The 16,166-nt window shown below is 74.7% G+C and carries 16 protein-coding genes; 7 read left to right on the forward strand and 9 right to left on the reverse strand.

Annotated elements, in window-relative coordinates; all coding sequences use genetic code 11:
- Positions 1 to 43 precede the first annotated feature (43 nt).
- A complete protein-coding gene (locus AB1207_RS14555; RefSeq protein ID WP_367639096.1) occupies positions 44 to 508 on the forward strand; it encodes a hypothetical protein in 465 nt (154 codons plus the stop codon).
- A gap of 17 nt (positions 509 to 525) precedes the next feature.
- On the opposite strand, the gene AB1207_RS14560 is transcribed toward AB1207_RS14555, so the two are convergent.
- The gene (locus AB1207_RS14560; RefSeq protein WP_367639097.1) at positions 526 to 702 is read right to left on the reverse strand and encodes a hypothetical protein; all 177 of its coding nucleotides are present in this window, start codon (positions 700 to 702) and stop codon (positions 526 to 528) included.
- A gap of 261 nt (positions 703 to 963) precedes the next feature.
- Here AB1207_RS14560 and AB1207_RS14565 point away from each other — a divergent pair, with 261 nt between their 5' ends.
- Positions 964 to 1,440 (forward strand): hypothetical protein, encoded by a 477-nt coding sequence (locus AB1207_RS14565; protein WP_367639098.1) that lies wholly within the window; start codon positions 964 to 966, stop codon positions 1,438 to 1,440.
- 101 nt (positions 1,441 to 1,541) lie between these two features.
- Positions 1,542 to 2,819, forward strand: coding sequence for an APC family permease (locus AB1207_RS14570; protein ID WP_367639099.1), 1,278 nt, complete (start codon positions 1,542 to 1,544; stop codon positions 2,817 to 2,819).
- On the opposite strand, the gene AB1207_RS14575 is transcribed toward AB1207_RS14570, so the two are convergent.
- Positions 2,764 to 2,958, reverse strand: coding sequence for a hypothetical protein (locus AB1207_RS14575; RefSeq protein WP_367639100.1), 195 nt, complete (start codon positions 2,956 to 2,958; stop codon positions 2,764 to 2,766). The two genes, AB1207_RS14570 and AB1207_RS14575, sit on opposite strands and share 56 nt — an antisense overlap.
- Positions 2,959 to 3,123: 165 nt before the next feature.
- Between AB1207_RS14575 and AB1207_RS14580 the strand changes: the two genes are divergently transcribed.
- On the forward strand, positions 3,124 to 4,110 hold the full coding sequence (locus AB1207_RS14580; RefSeq protein ID WP_367639101.1) for a glycoside hydrolase family 43 protein: 987 nt from the start codon (positions 3,124 to 3,126) through the stop codon (positions 4,108 to 4,110).
- 6 nt (positions 4,111 to 4,116) lie between these two features.
- Here AB1207_RS14580 and AB1207_RS14585 read toward each other — a convergent pair whose 3' ends face one another.
- Positions 4,117 to 5,928 carry a glycoside hydrolase family 35 protein gene (locus tag AB1207_RS14585; RefSeq protein ID WP_367639102.1) on the reverse strand — a complete coding sequence of 604 codons (1,812 nt, stop codon included), beginning with the start codon at positions 5,926 to 5,928 and terminating at the stop codon, positions 4,117 to 4,119.
- A 63-nt stretch (positions 5,929 to 5,991) separates the two neighbouring features.
- The gene (locus AB1207_RS14590) at positions 5,992 to 7,032 is read right to left on the reverse strand and encodes a LacI family DNA-binding transcriptional regulator (RefSeq protein WP_367639103.1); all 1,041 of its coding nucleotides are present in this window, start codon (positions 7,030 to 7,032) and stop codon (positions 5,992 to 5,994) included.
- Between the two features lie 247 nt (positions 7,033 to 7,279).
- Here AB1207_RS14590 and AB1207_RS14595 point away from each other — a divergent pair, with 247 nt between their 5' ends.
- Genes AB1207_RS14595 through AB1207_RS14605 form a run of 3 tightly spaced genes read left to right on the forward strand, consistent with a single transcriptional unit; the run spans position 7,280 to position 10,451 of the window.
- Complete coding sequence (locus AB1207_RS14595) at positions 7,280 to 8,557, forward strand: ABC transporter substrate-binding protein (RefSeq protein ID WP_367639104.1); 1,278 nt, start codon at positions 7,280 to 7,282, stop codon at positions 8,555 to 8,557.
- Positions 8,554 to 9,567, forward strand: coding sequence for a carbohydrate ABC transporter permease (locus tag AB1207_RS14600; RefSeq protein WP_367639105.1), 1,014 nt, complete (start codon positions 8,554 to 8,556; stop codon positions 9,565 to 9,567). Before AB1207_RS14595 ends, AB1207_RS14600 begins: the two co-directional genes overlap by 4 nt.
- Positions 9,564 to 10,451, forward strand: a complete 888-nt coding sequence (locus AB1207_RS14605) for a carbohydrate ABC transporter permease (RefSeq protein WP_367639106.1) — start codon at positions 9,564 to 9,566, stop codon at positions 10,449 to 10,451. The genes AB1207_RS14600 and AB1207_RS14605 overlap by 4 nt, the downstream gene beginning before the upstream one ends.
- Before the next feature lie 16 nt (positions 10,452 to 10,467).
- Here the strand turns inward: AB1207_RS14605 and AB1207_RS14610 are convergent, their stop codons facing one another.
- From AB1207_RS14610 to AB1207_RS14630, 5 genes are read right to left on the reverse strand one after another with little or no spacing between them, the layout of a single operon-like run.
- Entirely contained in the window at positions 10,468 to 10,968 is a 501-nt protein-coding gene (locus tag AB1207_RS14610) for a GNAT family N-acetyltransferase (protein ID WP_367639107.1), read from the reverse strand.
- Positions 10,965 to 12,611 (reverse strand): dipeptide ABC transporter ATP-binding protein, encoded by a 1,647-nt coding sequence (locus tag AB1207_RS14615; RefSeq protein ID WP_367639108.1) that lies wholly within the window; start codon positions 12,609 to 12,611, stop codon positions 10,965 to 10,967. Before AB1207_RS14615 ends, AB1207_RS14610 begins: the two co-directional genes overlap by 4 nt.
- The gene (locus tag AB1207_RS14620) at positions 12,608 to 13,507 is read right to left on the reverse strand and encodes an ABC transporter permease (protein WP_437178945.1); all 900 of its coding nucleotides are present in this window, start codon (positions 13,505 to 13,507) and stop codon (positions 12,608 to 12,610) included. Before AB1207_RS14620 ends, AB1207_RS14615 begins: the two co-directional genes overlap by 4 nt.
- Positions 13,504 to 14,532 (reverse strand): ABC transporter permease, encoded by a 1,029-nt coding sequence (locus tag AB1207_RS14625; RefSeq protein ID WP_367639109.1) that lies wholly within the window; start codon positions 14,530 to 14,532, stop codon positions 13,504 to 13,506. The genes AB1207_RS14620 and AB1207_RS14625 overlap by 4 nt, the downstream gene beginning before the upstream one ends.
- Entirely contained in the window at positions 14,529 to 16,124 is a 1,596-nt protein-coding gene (locus AB1207_RS14630; RefSeq protein ID WP_367639110.1) for an ABC transporter substrate-binding protein, read from the reverse strand. The genes AB1207_RS14625 and AB1207_RS14630 overlap by 4 nt, the downstream gene beginning before the upstream one ends.
- Positions 16,125 to 16,166: the final 42 nt, after the last annotated feature.

The following is a 16,166-nucleotide window of genomic DNA, read 5'->3' on the forward strand; positions in this document are numbered from 1 at the left end:
TGCGACACTTGCTCCAGGACCCGACGAGGAGCGGAGGTGGACGGTGGCCGGACGACGACGCGAGGACGGCCTCGACGTCCTCGCCGCCGCGACCGCGGCCCTGCGCCGCCACACCCCCGACGGCTGGACGGCGGTCCGGGGCGACCTGCTGGCGCTGGCCCGCCGCGCCCACCGTCCCTCCGCCCCCGTGCGCGGCCGGCACGAGCTCGGGGACTTCCTCGTCGCGACGGACGTCCTCGTCGTCGACCTGCGCCGGGCCGTGGCCACCGTCCACGACGTCGCGGCGACGGCGGTGCACTGCGCGACCGACGAGGACGCCGTGCTGAGCGGTGTCACCGTCGAGGTGACGGCGCTGTTCGGGACCCACCTGCCGACGGCCGGTCAGGCCACCCACGCGGCCATCGCGACGGCGCTGGTCGAGGTCCTGGGCACGCTGAGCCCGCCGGCTGAGCAGGTCGTCGTCCACGTGCACGTCGGCGACGTGGTCGCGAGCCGCACCGAGCTCTGAGGGACCCGGGGACGCGTTCAGTCCTCCGGAGGCGTGCGCGGGGTCGGGCGTGCGGTCGTCGGCCGCGGCACCAGCGGGAGCCGGCGCGGCTGGAACCCGCGCGCCCGCCGCCGCACCCACGCCGCGTGACGAGCCGCCAGCAGAGCGGCCCGGCGCACCGCACGGTCGTCGTCGGGGACCCGCGGCGCGCTCACGACCGTCCTCCTGCGCGGGCCCACGTCGGACCTGTCCGCACCACCACTGCCGTTGTCCCTCCTGGACGGTCGACCTCCTGGCCCGGACCCGACCAGTGGCCGGACCCGTGCGCCGGTGCACACGGTCCCGCCCCGCACGCCGCCGCGCATCCGGAGCGCCCCGCACGTCCCCCGGACGGACGCCGCGCGCACCGCCGGGCGCGGCGGTAGCTTCCGGACAGGTCGAAGCGCGGCTGCCCCCGCCCGCTCCAGGAGCACACCGTGGTCACCCCTCCCCCGCGACCCTCACGGCTCGACGCCCTCAGCCGGGCCCTCGTCCAGCACCTGCGCGAGTGCTTCGCCGGGTGCGGCGAGGTCGAGTTCACCGGCGGACCCGCCGCCGCCGGCCGACGCACCGCTGCGGCCGGCCCGCGCCTGCTCGTCGAGGTCCAGGGCGAGGGCGACGGCCAGGTCGACGGCCAGGGCGACGGCGGGGGCGGCCACGAGACGTGGGCCGGGGAGGGGCGCGTCCTCGTCCTGTGCACGTGCAACGGCGAGGTCACCGCGGGACCCCCGACGAGGACGCGGTCCGGGCGGCCCGTCGACGTCGTCGAGGTCCGCCGCGCCTCCGAGATCGCCGGCGCCGTGGCCGAGGCGACCGCCGGGGACCTGCCGCTCGTGGTCGACGTGCGGCTCTCGCGCGCCGACGCGGAGGCGCTCCTGCGCACCCCGGGCGACCCGGCCCCGCGGGGCCGCTAGCGTCCTGCCGCACGCGGTCCGTCCCGGTCCGCCCCCACTCGGTCCCACCCCGCTCCACCCCGTCCCGCCCCACCCGTCGCACCCCACCGGAGGACCCGCCCGTGGCCCCGCCGCCCGCCCTCGCCCGCCGCCTCGGTCTCGGCGACGCCGTCGGGCTGGGCCTGGGCTCGATGCTCGGCGCGGGCGTCTTCGCCGCCTTCGGGCCGGCGACGGCGGCGGCCGGCCCCTGGGTGCTCCTCTCCCTCCTCCTCGCGGCGGTCGTCGCCTGGTGCAACGCGACGTCGACCGCGCAACTCGCTGCGGCGCACCCGCTCTCGGGCGGCGTCTACCTCTACGGACGGGAGGAGCTGGGGCCCTGGTGGGGCTTCGTCGCCGGATGGGGCTTCGTCGTGGGCAAGACGGCGAGCTGCGCGGCGGTGGCGACGACGTTCGCCGCCTACGCCGCCCCAGCCGGCGGCGAACGCCCGACGGCCGCGGCCGCCGTGGTGGCCCTGACGGCCGTGAACCTGGGCGGGATCACGCGCACGGCCCGGCTGACGCGCGTGCTGCTCGTGGTGACGCTGCTGGCGCTGACGGTCGTCGTCGTCGCGGCGGTCTCCGGCCCCCCGGCCGCCCCCGCGGAGCCCGCCACCGCGCCGGACCTCCTCGGCGTGCTGCAGGGGGCCGGCCTGCTCTTCTTCGCCTTCGCCGGCTACGCCCGGGTGGCCACGCTCGGCGAGGAGGTGCGCGACCCCGAGCGGACGATCCCGCGGGCCGTCACCACCGCCCTGGTCGCCGCCGTCGTCGTGTACGCCGTCGTCGGCGCGGCCGCGCTGACCGCGCTCGGCCCGGCGGCGCTCGCGGACCGGTCGGCGCCGCTCGCCGCGGCCGCGGCGACCGCCGGCTGGCCGTGGACCGGCGCCGTCGTGCGCGTCGGGGCCGCGGCCGCCGCCCTCGGGGTGCTCCTGGCCCTCGTCGCCGGGGTCGGCCGCACCGCGCTGGCCATGGCCCGCCACGGCGACCTGCCCCGCTCGCTCGCCGCGGTGCACCCCCGCTCCGCCGTGCCGCACCGGGCCGAGCTGGCCGTCGGCGCCGTCGTCCTGGCGCTCGTGCTGACCGTCGACCTGCGGACGGCGATCGGGTTCTCCTCGTGCGGAGTGCTCGTCTACTACCTCGTGGCGAACGTCGCGGCGTGGCGGCAGGCTCCCGACCGCCGGCGGTACCCCCGGGCGCTGCCGGTGGCCGGGGCGGTGGGGTGCGTGGCGCTCGTCCTGACCCTGCCGGCGCGCGCGGTCGTCACCGGACTGCTCGTGCTGCTCCTCGGCGTCGCGGGACGGGCGCTGCTCACCCGTCGCGCCACCCCTCCTCCCACACCCGGGCGGCCGCGAGGAACGCGCTGAGGGCCGGGGGCTGCGCGTGGACGCAGTAGGTGCGCCCGTGCAGCTCGAGGGCCACCGCGACGTCGGCGACCTCGACGCCGAAGGAGCGCAGGTCGTCGGTGAGCTGGCCCGGGAGGAGGTCACCCGGACCGAGGGTCACGAGCTCCTCGCGGAGCGCGGGGCTGACCTGACGCCACCACGACGCGATGGCTCGACTCTGTTGCTGCACACCACAGGTGTCGAACCGTCCGGCCCGCGCCTCCAGCCCACCTCACCCGCACGGCGGCAACGGACCACCCGCTCGGCCCCGGGCTAGGGTCGGCGGATGGCCGACGACGACCTGCGGGTGCCCCTCGACGCGCTGCCCGTGCACGACCCGTTCGTCCTGCCCGTCGCGCACGACGGCACCTACCGCCTGTACCAGGGCGTCGCGGGTGACCCGGCCGGCGTCGAGGTGCGGCACAGCCGCGACCTGCGCACCTGGTCGGCGCCGCGGCGCGTGTTCTCGGTCCCGGACGGCGCGTGGGCGGATCCCACGTGCTCACCGTGGGCGCCGGAGGTGCACGAGTGGCGCGGCCGCTACCACCTCATGACGACGCTGCACCAGCCCGCGACCGCGCTCCCCCTCGTGCGGCAGGGCGGGACGGAGTTCCGCCTGCAGTCCGCCGACGCCCGCTGGCGGCTCGACCCGGCCGCCCGGGGCACGGTGGTCGCCGTCGCCGACGACCCCGACGGCCCGTTCGCGCTCGTCGACCCCACCGGCCCCGTGCCGCCCGCGGACTTCATGACGCTCGACGGGACGCTCGTCACCGACCGGGACGGTGACCCGTGGATGGTCTACGCCCACGAGTGGGTGCAGCTGCTCGACGGGACGGTGGAAGCCGTTCCGCTGCAGCCGGACCTGTCCAGGGCGGCCGGCGCGCCCGTCCACCTGTTCCGCGGGTCCGAGGCGTCCTGGCAGAGCGAGCGGACCCCCGGCGCGACGGCCCTCGCGCCCTACGTCACCGACGGGCCCCAACTGCGGCGGCTCCCCGGCGGTGCGCTGGCCTGCCTCTGGTCGTCCTACCGCGCGCAGGGTGCGGAGTACGTCCAGACGTGGGCGCTGTCCCGGTCCGGCGACCTCACCGGCCCCTGGGAGCAGCGCGAGGTGCTCGTCGGCGGCGACGCGGGCCACGGCATGCTGTTCGACACCTTCGACGGCCGGACCGCGCTCGTGCTGCACCGCGGGATGGGGTCCCCGACCGTGCGGGCGGAGTTCCACGAGGTCCACCTGACCCCCGAGGAGGTCGCGGTGCGTCCCTGGGAGTGGTGACCCGGTTCACGCCTCCGTGTGGCCGAGGGCGAGGTCGGGCAGGGTCGCGACGACCGCGTCCGGGGCGCCGTCGAACTCCAGCACGGTGACGACGTTCCGGCCGGCGCGGACGACGGGGCCGGGGACGTAGAGGCTGCGCTGCGGACCGTGCCGCCAGTACCGGCCCAGCGCGAAACCGTTGAACCACGCGACGCCGCGACCCCAGGACGCCGTGTCGAGGAAGAGGTCCCCGGGTTCGTCGACCTGGAGTTCCGCGGCGGCCAGGACGGGACCGACGAGCCGCTCCAGCGGTTCGTCGCCGGGGACGACGAGCGCGGGCAGGGCCTCGTGGTCGACGGGACGCACGACGGCGTCGCGCAGGGGTTCCCCCGCGACGAGCAGCGGTCCGACGATGCCCTTCGTCTCCCCCAGCCGGTCGCCGTAGTTCACGCGACCGGCGTCCTCGACGAGCAGGTCGACGCGGGTCCCCGTCGGGTGCGCGGGCAGCACGAGGGCGCGGTCGTGGTGCTCGCGGAACAACGTGCCGAGGCGCACGCCGTCGAGCAGCACGGTCACGCGGTCACGGACCTCCCCGACCTCGAGCAGCGTCGGACCCGCTGAGCCGCAGGAGGTCCCGCTGACCCAGGCGATCCGGACGACCTCACCCGAACCGATCTCGAGGTCGTCCAGGACGGGGGGTTCCGTCCCGGTCCAGGGCAGTTCCGGCCCCGGGGGCAACCCGGTCAACGGCCGGGCGGCGGAGAACCGGGAGCGGAGCACGGGGGCCGGAGCGGCGGGCGCGGTGTCCAGCGCCGGCCGCGGGGCGGGGGTGTAGCGGGACAGCACCTCGCGGAACGCGTGGTACTTCGCCGTCGGCCGGCCCGCCTCGTCGAGCAGGGCGTCGTAGTCGTAGGAGGTGATCGTGGGCTGGTAGGTGCCCTTGTCGTTCGCGCCGTTGGTGAACCCGAAGTTCGTCCCGCCGTGGAACATGTAGACGTTCACCCCGGCACCGCGCGAGAGCATCGCCTCCAGTTCTGCGGTGGCGTCGGCCACGGACGTCGTGCCGTGGTGCGAACCCCAGTGGTCGAACCACCCGATCCAGAACTCCGAGCAGACCAGCGGACCCTCCGGTTGGTGGCGGCGCAGGGTCTCGAGGCGTTCGGCCGCACGGCCGCCGAACGACCCGGTCGTGAGGAGGTCGGGCAGGGTCCCCGCCGCGAGCATCTCGTCGGTCGGCTGGTCGACGGTGGTGAGCGGCACGGTGATGCCCGCCGCCCGCGTCACGTCGACGAGGTGGCGCAGGTGCGCGGCGCGCGCCGCCGCGTCCGTGCCCGTCGGGTAGGCGCCGTACTCGTTCTCGACCTGCACGAGCACGACGGGACCGCCGCGGTCGGCCTGGCGCGGACGGACGACGTCGTAGACCGCGGCGAGGAACTCGTCGACCGCCTCGAGGTACCCGGGGTCGTCGGTGCGGACCCGGACGCCGGAGCGCGTCAGCCAGACCGGCAGCCCGCCGTTGTCCCACTCGGCGCAGATGTACGGCCCGGGCCGGACCACGGCGTCGAGGCCGGCGGCCGCGACGGCGTCGAGGAAACCCCCGAGGTCGCAGGCGCCGTCGGTGCGGAACTCCCCGCGACGCGGCGCGTGCAGGTTCCAGGGCACGTACGTCTCGACCGTGGTGAGACCGAGCGCCGCGGCCTTGGCGAGCCGGTCCGCCCACTGCTGCGGGTGCACGCGGAAGTAGTGCAGGGCACCGGACAGCAGCAGGTGCGGCCGGCCGTCGCGGAGGAAGCCGTCGGGGCCCACCTCGAGCGGGTGGGTGGCGGGAGCGAGCGTCACGTGCGGCACGCTACCGCCTCAGATGTTCGCGCGAACACGGTTCGCGGCACCCGCGCGGCCCCGTCAGGAGCGCGGCGGGGCGGTCGAGGCCCGGACGACGAGCTGCACGGGGACCCGGTGCGTCCGGGTCGAGACGGGCCCGGGGTGCTGGATCTGGTCGAGCAGCAGCGACACGCACAGCTCCCCGACGCCCTCGAAGTCCTGCCGGACCGTCGTCAGCGGAGGCCAGAAGTCCCCCGCCTCGGCGGTGTCGTCGAACCCCACCACCGACACGTCCCCGGGCACGTCCACCCCGGCCTCGTGGAAGGCCCGCAGCACGCCGAGCGCCATCTGGTCGTTGGCGCTGAAGACGGCGCTCACCTCCCCCGGCGGCCGGTGGGCCAGGACCCGTCCGATGCGGTACCCCGACGCCGACGTCCAGTCCCCCGCGTGGGCCGGGGGCACGGGCCGGCCCTGCGCCCGCAGGGTCGTCTCCCACGAGCGCTGCCGCTCCCGGGCCGCCCGGGAGGAGCCGGGGCCGCTCACGTGGTGCACGGTGCGGTGCCCGAGCCGCAGCAGGTGGTCGACGGCGAGGGCGGCGCCCGCCGCCTGGTCGGTGTCGACGTTCGGGTAGCGCTGCGAGGCAACGGCATCGGTGACGACGAGGGGCACGGAGGCGGGGACGGCGAACACGGGCGAGTCGAGCACCTCGGCCTCGATGATGACGAGGCCGTCGACGTCCTGCCCCGTCAGGTGGGCGATGCCGGCGTCCACCCCGGTCCGCGTCGCCTCGCGCAGGCTCAGCAGGCTGATGGAGTACCCCGCCCGGGAGGCCGCCGCCGAGATGCCGGACAGGGACCGGACGTCCCCGAGCCGGGAGACGGAGAACGTCAGGACGCCCAGGGCGCGGGAGCGGCCGGTGGCCAGCGCCCGGGCGGCGGCGTTGGGCCGGTAGCCCACGGACTGCAGGGCCTCCAGCACGCGTTCGCGCGTCGCGGCGACGACGTTGCCGTGCCCGTTGACGACACGGGAGACCGTCTGCGACGAGACCCCGGCGACCTTGGCCACGTCGGCCAGCGACGGGTTGCGACGTGGCGGCGGCGTCGCCAGCACCTCACCGGACATGCCGGCCCCTTCCTCGAACGTCCCCCGGGCTCGAGCGGCCGCTCGCGGGACGGCGCACCGCGGGCCGGGGACGTCGGCAGCGTAGCGGTTCGGTGACGATTCGCGCCGCAGGTTGACGGGGTCCCTGTTCGCGCTAACATCGCCGACAGAGGTTTCCGGCGCAGCTGCCGGGGACCGACGAGGGCGGTCGCCGAGGACCGTCCCGACACCGCGCGTCGCCGGACGCGCCCTCGCGAAGGAGCACGACATGGCGCCCACCTCCTCCCGGTTCTCCCGACGGGCCCTGCTGGCCGGCTTCGGTGCGGGGGCGACGACGCTCGCCCTCAGCGCGTGCGGCAGCAACGACGGCGGCACCGGGGGTGGTGGCGGCGGCGGCGGCACGTCGCTGTCGCAGTGGTACCACCAGTACGGCGAGGAGGGCGTCCAGCAGGCGGTGACCGACTGGGCGAAGAACTACAAGGCCGCTTCCGTCTCGGTCCAGTGGACGCTGGGCGACTACGCCTCGAAGCTGTCCTCCCGCCTGCTGTCCGGCAGCGGTGTCGACGTCTTCGAGAACAACGCGATCGACCCCGCCTCGGCCCGCAAGGGGCTGTACGCCGACCTCAGCGACGTCATGGACCCGGTCAAGGACCAGTTCAGCGAGGTCGCCCTCAAACCCGTCACGATCGACGGCAAGATCTGGGGCATCCCCATGATCACCGACCCGCAGCTGCTCTGGTACCGCCCGAGCATGCTGGAGAAGGCCGGCATCGCCGTCCCCACGACGTTCGACGAGCTGCTGCAGGCCGGCACCGAGCTGACCGGCGGGAACCAGAAGGGCCTGTTCTTCGGCAACGACGGCGGCGCGGGCGTGTTCTCCCAGGCCATCGCCGTCGCGGCCGGCCCCGGTTTCCTCAGCGAGGACAACAAGACGGTCGCGTTCAACACCCCGGAGGTCGTGGCCGGGCTGACCGCGCTGCAGAAGGCCTACAAGGACGGGGCGATGCTCACCGGCTCCCCCACCGACTGGACCGACCCGACGTCCTTCAACGCCGGCCTGGCCGCCATCACCTGGCAGGGCATGTGGGCACTGCCGGCGATGAAGAAGGCCCTGGGCGACGACCTCGGCGTCATGGCGGTGCCGCAGGTCGGCGGGTCGGGCAAGCAGGCCGTCCTGGTCTCGCAGTGGAACGAACAGGTCGCGGCGAAGGCGTCGAACCTCGACGCCGCCAAGGCACTGGCCAAGGCCCAGTGGGTCGACGACGCGGAGTTCCAGAAGAAGTTCGCCGTCGGCTTCGGGTTCCACGTTCCCCCGAAGACGGCCACCGCTGCGGCGACCACGGAACTGCAGGACGGTCTGGCCAAGCAGGTCGTCGACCTCACGGGCCAGTGGGGCTACACCGCCGGGCCGTTCTGGGCCCCCGCCATGGGGACGGCGCTCACCGACGCGGCGACCCGCATGCTCACGAACGGGGCCGACGTGGCCACCGAACTGGCGGCCGCGCAGAAGACCTGCCAGCAGACCCTCGACTCCCTCGCGTCGTGAGCAGCAGCACCGCGTCCGCGCCGGGACGGGGCGGCACGTCGCCGGCCCCGTCCCGTCCCCCGGGGTCGGGCACCCGGCCCCGGGCCACCGCCGTCAAGGGCAGCCGGCTGGCGTTCTGGGTGTTCGTCACCCCCTTCCTCGTCGGGCTCGTCCTGTTCACCGTGGTCCCGATCGTGTGGAGCACGGGCCTGAGCTTCTTCGAGGCGCGCGGGACCCTGACGCCGACGCGCTTCGTCGGGCTGGGCAACTTCGCCCACTTCCTCACCGACGACGCGTTCACCAACAGCCTCGTGACGTTCTTCGTCTACGCGCTGTTCATCGTGCCCGTGACCATGGCCGTGTCCCTCGGGCTCGCCGTGCTCGTCAACGGTCTGCCGCGGTTCCAGGCGTTCTACCGGTCGGCGCTGTTCCTGCCGGTGGCCTGCTCCTACGTCGTCGGGTCGCTGGTCTGGAAGCTGGCCCTGTTCTCGGGTCTGCCGTCCGGGGTGGCGAACAGCGCGCTGGGCGTCTTCGGCATCGCCCCCGTCTCCTGGCTCGGCAGTTCGCCGTACTGGTGGATCGTGCTCGTCACCGTCCGCCTGTGGCTGCAGGTCGGGTTCTACATGGTCCTGTTCCTCGCCGGGCTGCAGCGCATCCCGCCGGTGCTCTACGAGGCGGCCATGCTGGACGGCGTCTCCGCGGGCTTCCGCCGGTTCCGGTACATCACCTGGCCGCAGCTGCGGCCGACGGTGGCGGCCGTCCTGCTCCTCCTGCTCGTCGCCGCCTTCCAGGCCTTCGACGAGTTCATCAACCTCGTGCCGACCAACCCGTCGACGCGACCGCCCCTGGTCTACCTCTACAACGTGGCCCTGGGCGCCCAGCGCGACTTCGGGCTCGGGTCGGCCGGCGCGCTCATCCTCACCGCGATCATGGTGGTGGTGGCGCTGCTGCAGACGAAGTTCTTCGGGTTCTCCGCCGCGGAGGACCGCACCAAGGCGCCCCGCCGGCGCCGGGGAGGGGTGTCCGCGTGAGCACCGCGCAACTGTCCCGACCGGTCCCCCGTGCCGCGGGGACCGGCAAGCGCCAGGCGGCCCGCACGGGGGCGAACGTCGCCCGCTACGCGGCCGTCACCCTGGTGGCGCTGCTGTTCCTGCTGCCCTTCTACATCATGGTCAAGACGGCGGTCTCCCCCGCCGCCGACATCGCGAGCCGGACGTTCGTGCTGTGGCCCTCGGACCCCGACTGGTCCTCGTTCTCCCGGGTGCTGGACGACCCGACGTTCCCGCGGGCCATGCTCAACACGGCCGTCATGGCCGTCGTCCTGACGGGTGGGCAGATCGTCCTGGCCGCGATGGCCGGGTACGCGATGGCCCGCATCCCGAACCGGGCCGCGGGGCCGCTGTTCTCGGCGACCATCGTGGTCCTGCTCATCCCCGCCGCGACGACGTTCCTGCCGAACTTCCTCATCGTGGCGAAGCTGGGCTGGGTGGACTCGCTGCGCGGGCTCGTCGTCCCCGGGCTGTTCAGCGCCTTCAACGTCTTCCTGTTCCGCCAGTTCTTCCTCAACTTCCCCAAGGAGCTGGAGGAGGCCGGGCGCCTGGACGGCCTGGGCTACTTCGGGGTGTTCCGCCGCATCGTCGTCCCGAACACGCTCGCGTTCGCGTCCGCGCTGACCGTCCTGGGCTTCGTCGGGTCCTGGAACGCGTTCCTGTGGCCCCTCGTCGTCGCCGGCGGCGGGTCCGGCGCGGTGACCGTGCAGGTGTACCTGTCGTCGTTCCTCACGGCCCAGACGTTCGACTACTCCGGCTTGTTCGCCGCCGCCCTGCTCTCGCTCGTCCCCGTGCTGCTGGTGTTCCTCGTGCTGCAGCGCTGGCTCGTCCGCGGCGTGGCCGAGACCGGGATGGGCGGCGGCTGAGCCCCGCCCCTCACGGTCACAGGTCCTTCGTGAAGGGCAGCGGCCCGATCGTCTCGGGGTCGGCGGCGAGGTCGAACAGGGGTCGGAACCCCGTCCGCAGGTAGAGCTCGCGGGCCTCCGGCTGCCGCGGACCGGTCGTGAGGAACAGCCGGTGGTACCCCGCCGCGACGGCCCGGCGCTCCAGCTCCTCGAGCACGCGCCGGGCCAGTCCCCGTCGCCGGTGCGCCGGGTGCGTCCAGATGCGCTTCAGCTCGGCCGTGTCCGCGTCGTACCGGCGGTAGGCGCCCCCGGCGACGGCGGCACCGTCCTCCAGCAGCAGCAGGAGGACCCCGCCGGGGGCCGCGAACTCCTCCGCGGGGTGACGCAGCAGCTCCTCGCGGACCTGCTCGGGCGTCCCGCCGTACCGCGTCCCGTACTCCCGGGCGAGGTCGTCGAACAGCGGGCGGGCGAGCGGGTCGTCGACCGCCGCGGTCCGCACGACCAGCCCCGCGGTGCCCGTGCTCGAACCGGTGCTCACCGGACGTCCTCGAGTGCCCGCCGGCCTGGCACGGCCGCGAGGAGTTCGGCGGTGTACGGGTGCCGCGGGTTCGTGAACACCTCCTGCGCGGGCCCGAACTCCACCAGCTCCCCGTTCCGCACGACCCCCACGTCGTCGCTGACCTGGCGCACGACGGCCAGGTCGTGGGAGATGAAGAGGTAGGCCAGCCCGTGGTCGGCCTGGAGCTGCACGAGCAGTTCCAGGATCTGGGCCTGGACCGACACGTCGAGCGCTGAGACCGGTTCGTCGCACACGACGACGTCGGGGTCGAGGGCCAGGGCCCGGGCGATCGCGACGCGCTGGCGCTGTCCCCCGGACAGTTCCGCGGGCCGGCGCTCGGCCACCTCGGCGGGCAGGCGCACCTGGTCCAGCAGCTCCAGGACCCTCCTCCGGCGCGACCGGCGGTCACCGACCGCGAAGGCGCGCAACGGTTCCGCGACCGTCTCCCCCACCGGCACGCGCGGGTCCAGCGACGCGTAGGGGTTCTGGTAGACGAACTGCAGGCGGCGACGCAGGGCGCGCCAGGCGGCGCCGCGCAACCGGCCCGTCTCCTGGCCGTCGAGGAGGACCTGGCCCGACGTCGGGCGCTCCAGGCCGAGGACGAGCCGGGCCGTGGTGGTCTTGCCCGACCCCGACTCCCCCACCAGCCCGAGCGTGCGGCCCCGGTCCAGGTCGAAGCCGACGTCGGACACGGCCCGGTGCACGCGGCCGCGGCCCGGGAGGGGGAACTCCTTGACGAGCGAGCGCACCTGCAGGAGCGGGGTCCCCGCTCGGGGCTCCGGCGTCCTCACCGGGGTGCCCGGACGCGCGGCCGCCCGCAGCCGGGTGGTGGCCAGGCTGGGCGCGGCCGCGAGGAGCGAGGCCGTGTAGGCGTGCCGTGGTCGGGTCAGGACCTGCTGGGCCGTCCCCGTCTCGACGACCTCGCCCTGGGACATCACGACCACGCGCGAGGCCCTGTCCGCCGCCACCGCGAGGTCGTGGGTGATGAACAGGACCGCCGTCCCCGCCTCGCGCGCGAGCAGTTCCAGGTGGTCCAGGACCGTGCGCTGCACGGTGACGTCGAGGGCGCTCGTGGGTTCGTCGGCCACGAGCAACCGGGGGCCTGCGGCCAGACCCACGGCGATGAGCACGCGCTGGCGCATCCCCCCGGACAGCTGCGACGGGTACTGCCGCGCGCGCACCGCGGCGTCCGGCAGTCCCGCCGCCGTGAGGAGTTCCACCGCCCGTGCGCGCGCGGCGGCGCCCCGCGCCAGCCCGTGGACCCGCAACGCCTCGGCCACCTGGTCCCCGACGCGCGTGACGGGGTTCAGGGAGAGCGTCGGGTCCTGCGGGACCAGCCCGATCCGGGCCCCGCGCACGGACCGCCAGGCCCGGTCCCCCAGCCCCACGAGTTCCTCGCCCTCGAAGCGCACCGAGCCGGCGTCGACCGACCCGCCGGCGGGGAGCAGACCCACCACGGCGTGCGCCGTCGTGCTCTTCCCCGACCCGGACTCGCCGACGACCGCGACGACCTCCCCGGGGTGCACGTCGAACGACACCCCGTGCAGGACCTCGCGACGCCCACCGCGGCCGGAGTAGGACACCCGCAGGTCCTCGATGCTCAACAGCGGTTCGGTGCTCACGTCGTTCCCCTCTCCAGCGCCCGGGCGACCCGGTTGGCGGACAGCACGACCGCCACCACCACCAGCCCGGGCAGCGTCGTCAGCCACCAGGCGGTGGCGAGGTAGTCGCGGCCGCCGGAGACCAGCGACCCCCACTCCGGGGCCGGCGGCGGCGCCCCGAACCCCAGGAAGCTCAGGGCCGACACGGCCAGCACCGCGACGCCGAACTCCAGCGCCGACAGTGCCAGGACGGGCCCGGCCGCGTTGGGCAGCACGTGCCGGAACAGCACCCCCGTCGTGCGGACCCCGCTGGCGCGGGCGGCCTCGACGTACGGCGAGGCGCTGACCTTCAGCACCTCCGAGCGCATGACGCGGGCGAAGTTCGCGACCGTGCCGATGCCGACCGCGATCGCCACCTGCACCGTGCCGAACCCGAGCGCCGTGATGAGCGCCATGGACAGCAGCAGCGCCGGGATCGACAGCAGGACGTCGACGACCCGCATGAGGACGTCGTCCACGATCCCCCGCAGGAACCCGGCGACGAGCCCGACGAGGGTTCCCACCACGAGGCCGATGAGGACGGCGAGGACGGTGGCCTGCAGCGTCAACCGGGAACCGTGCACGACGCGCGCGAACAGGTCGCGGCCGAGGTGGTCGGTGCCGAAGAGGTGCGCCGCCGACGGTCCCTGCAGCCGGTCGGCCGTCACCCCCTGCACCGGGTCCTGCCCGGTGAACAGGGACGGCGCCACCGCCCAGGCGAGGACGACGAGCAGCACGAACCCCGCGAGCAGGAGGTCGGGGTGCCGGAGCCAGGACGGCGACGGGCGGCGGGGTGCCCCCGCGGCGCGGTAGCGCGCCCCGATGTCCAGCACGTCGAGCACGTCCTCGGGGTTCCCCCGGTCCAGGGTCCGGCTCACGCGGCACCTCCGACGAGGACGCGGCCCGCACCGCTGCGGGTGCGCCGCCGCGAGGCGCCGGCCCCTCCGACGACGCGCAGGCGCGGGTCGAGGAGTGGGTACAGCAGGTCGACGACGAGGTTCACGGCCACGAAGACGGCCGCCGCGAGCAGCACGAGGCCCTGCACGAGCGGGATGTCCTGCCCGTTCACCGCGGTCACCGTGAGCCGCCCCACGCCCACCCGGGAGAAGACCGTCTCGACGACCACGGCCCCCGCCAGCAGGTTCCCCACGACGACCCCGCCCAGCGTGAGGGTCGGGATCGCGGCGTTCCGCAGCGCGTGCCGCAGGTGCACCCGGGCGCGGGAGGCCCCCTTGGCGCGGGCGGTCTCGACGTACGGTTCGGCCAGGGCCGTCCGCAGGCTGCGCGCCAGCACCTGGGCGATCGACGCCGAGACGGGGACCGCCAGCGTCACCGCCGGCAGGACGAGGCTCGCGAGGCCCTCGTTGCCGAGGGCCGGGAAGACCGGCAGGCGGAACGAGAAGACCTGGACCAGCAGCAACCCGACCCAGAACGTGGGCAGCGAGACCCCCAGCGGGGGCAGGGCCTGCAGCAGCGTCCGCAGCCAGGCCCGGTGGACGGCGGTGGAGGCCAGGGCGGTGCCCACCCCGAGGACGAGGGCGAGCAGGAAGGACGACGCCGCGAGGGCCAGCGTCTGCGGCACCGCGTCGCCGACGAGCGTCGTCACGGGGGCACCGTTCTGGATGGAGTTCCCGAGGTCCAGGTGCAGGGTCCGCCACAGCGCGTGCACGTACTGCACGGGCAGCGGGTCGTCGAGGCCGTACTCGGCCCGCAGGGCCGCGACCTGCGCGGGGTCCGCCGTCGACTGCTCGCCGCCCTGCCCGCCGGCCAGCATGATCGAGACCGGGTCGCTGGGCAGCAGGTAGAGGATGACGAAGGTCACCGTGAACGCGGCCCACAGCACGAGGACGGCCTGCCCGAGGCGACGGGCGACGTACCCCGCGAGACCGCCGCCGGACCTCACGACTGCTTCCAGGCGTCGTGGAACCAGAGCCGCGAGGACCCCTCGAACTGCAGGTCGTGGACGTCGTCGGACGCCGCGATGACCGTCGAGAGTTCGATGAGCGGGATCGAGTGCGCGTCCTGCACGAGCGAGCGCGACGCCTGCCCGACCAGGCGGGCCCGCTGCGCGGCGTCGGTCGTGGACGACTGCTCGGCGAGCAGGTCGTCGACCGCACCGCGGGGCCGCTGGTTCACGTTGCGCGTGTCGGTGGAGAAGATGGTGCGCAGGACGTCCGGGTCGGACCGCGTGAGGTTGTAGAAGAGAACGTCGTAGTCGCCGGAGTTCTGCTGGGCCGTCGTGTCGGCGGTCGTCCCCTGCTTCAGCTGGAGGTCGAAACCCGCCTCGCGCACCTGCTGCTGGAGGAGTTCCAGCACGGCCGACGTGGGCTGCCAGAACAGGACGGTGAAGGTCAGCTTGCGGCCCGCCTTCTCACGGATACCGTCCGCACCCTTGGTCCAGCCGGCCTCGTCGAGCAGGCGCTCCGCGCCGGCCAGGTCGCGGGCGAGCACCGAGGAGTCGTCGGCGGCGTCGGGCGTGGACGCCGAGAGCGCCGACCGCACGGCCTGGTCGCCGGGGTTGAGGATGCTCGCCAGCTGCTCGCGGTCGACGGCCTTCGAGAGCGCCTGCCGGACGCGGACGTCGTCGAACGGCGCCCTCGACTCGTTGGGGAACAGGTTGTACGGGATCCCCGGGTTGGCCCGCCGCTGCGTCCAGAACCCGTTGCCGTCGAACTGCGGCAGGTCCTGGGACGCGATGCCGGTCGTGGCGTCGACCTGGTGCGACTGCAGGGACCCGGTGCGCACGCTCGCCTCGGGGACCACCCGGTACGTGATCGAGTCGAGGTACGCCTCCCCCTGGTGCTCCGCCCCGGTCGGCGCCCAGTCGTACCCGCTGCGACGCTCGAGGACGGTCGTGTCGTCCTTGGTGTAGCTGCCGACGACGAAGGGGCCGGAACCCACGAGCGACGTCCCGGCGCACCGGGTCGCGGGGTCGGCGGTCGTGGTCGGGACGGACAGCAGCCCCAGGCTCATGGTCGAGGTGGCCTGCAGGAACTGCGCGCTGGGCCGGGAGAACGTCACGACGGCCGTCTGCGCGTCGGGGGTCTGCGTCCCGGTGTACCCCTGGAGGTAGGTGGACCCGAGCGAGGCCTTCGCGCCGAGGGCGACGATCCCGTCGAGGTTGGCCTTGACGGCGGCGGCGTCCACCGGCGACCCGTCGGAGAACGTGGCCCCCTGCCGCAGGTGGAACGTGAACGTGGTCGCGTCCGGGCTGACCTGGTAGCTCTGCGCGAGCCACGGCTGGATCCTCCCGTCGAGGTCCTGCACGGTGAGGGAGTCCACGAGCTGGCGGCCGATGTTCAGCGCGTCGTTGTTGCCGACCTGCTGGGGGTCGATGCACCCGGAGTCGACGGAGATGGCGAACGTGAGGTTCCCGCCGCGGACGGGGGTCGCGTCGGCGGCGTCCTGGGCGCTGCTGCGGCCACCGCTGCACGCGGTGAGGCCGGCCAGGACCGCGACGAGGGTGAGGGCGGACAGGGACGTGCTGCTGCGCAAGGGGTCTCCTGGGTGGGGTGGGGCGCGCCGGCGGGACGGCGG

Source organism: Kineococcus endophyticus (assembly GCF_040796495.1).
In the GTDB taxonomy this organism is placed as follows: domain Bacteria; phylum Actinomycetota; class Actinomycetes; order Actinomycetales; family Kineococcaceae; genus Kineococcus; species Kineococcus endophyticus.

Excerpts from the sequence above, each read along its gene's own strand:
- AB1207_RS14580 (WP_367639101.1), top strand. The coding sequence starts at position 3,124 with ATGGCCGACGACGACCTGCGGGTGCCCCTCGACGCGCTGCCCGTGCAC.
- AB1207_RS14590 (WP_367639103.1), bottom strand. The coding sequence starts at position 7,032 with ATGTCCGGTGAGGTGCTGGCGACGCCGCCGCCACGTCGCAACCCGTCG.
- AB1207_RS14595 (WP_367639104.1), top strand. The coding sequence starts at position 7,280 with ATGGCGCCCACCTCCTCCCGGTTCTCCCGACGGGCCCTGCTGGCCGGC.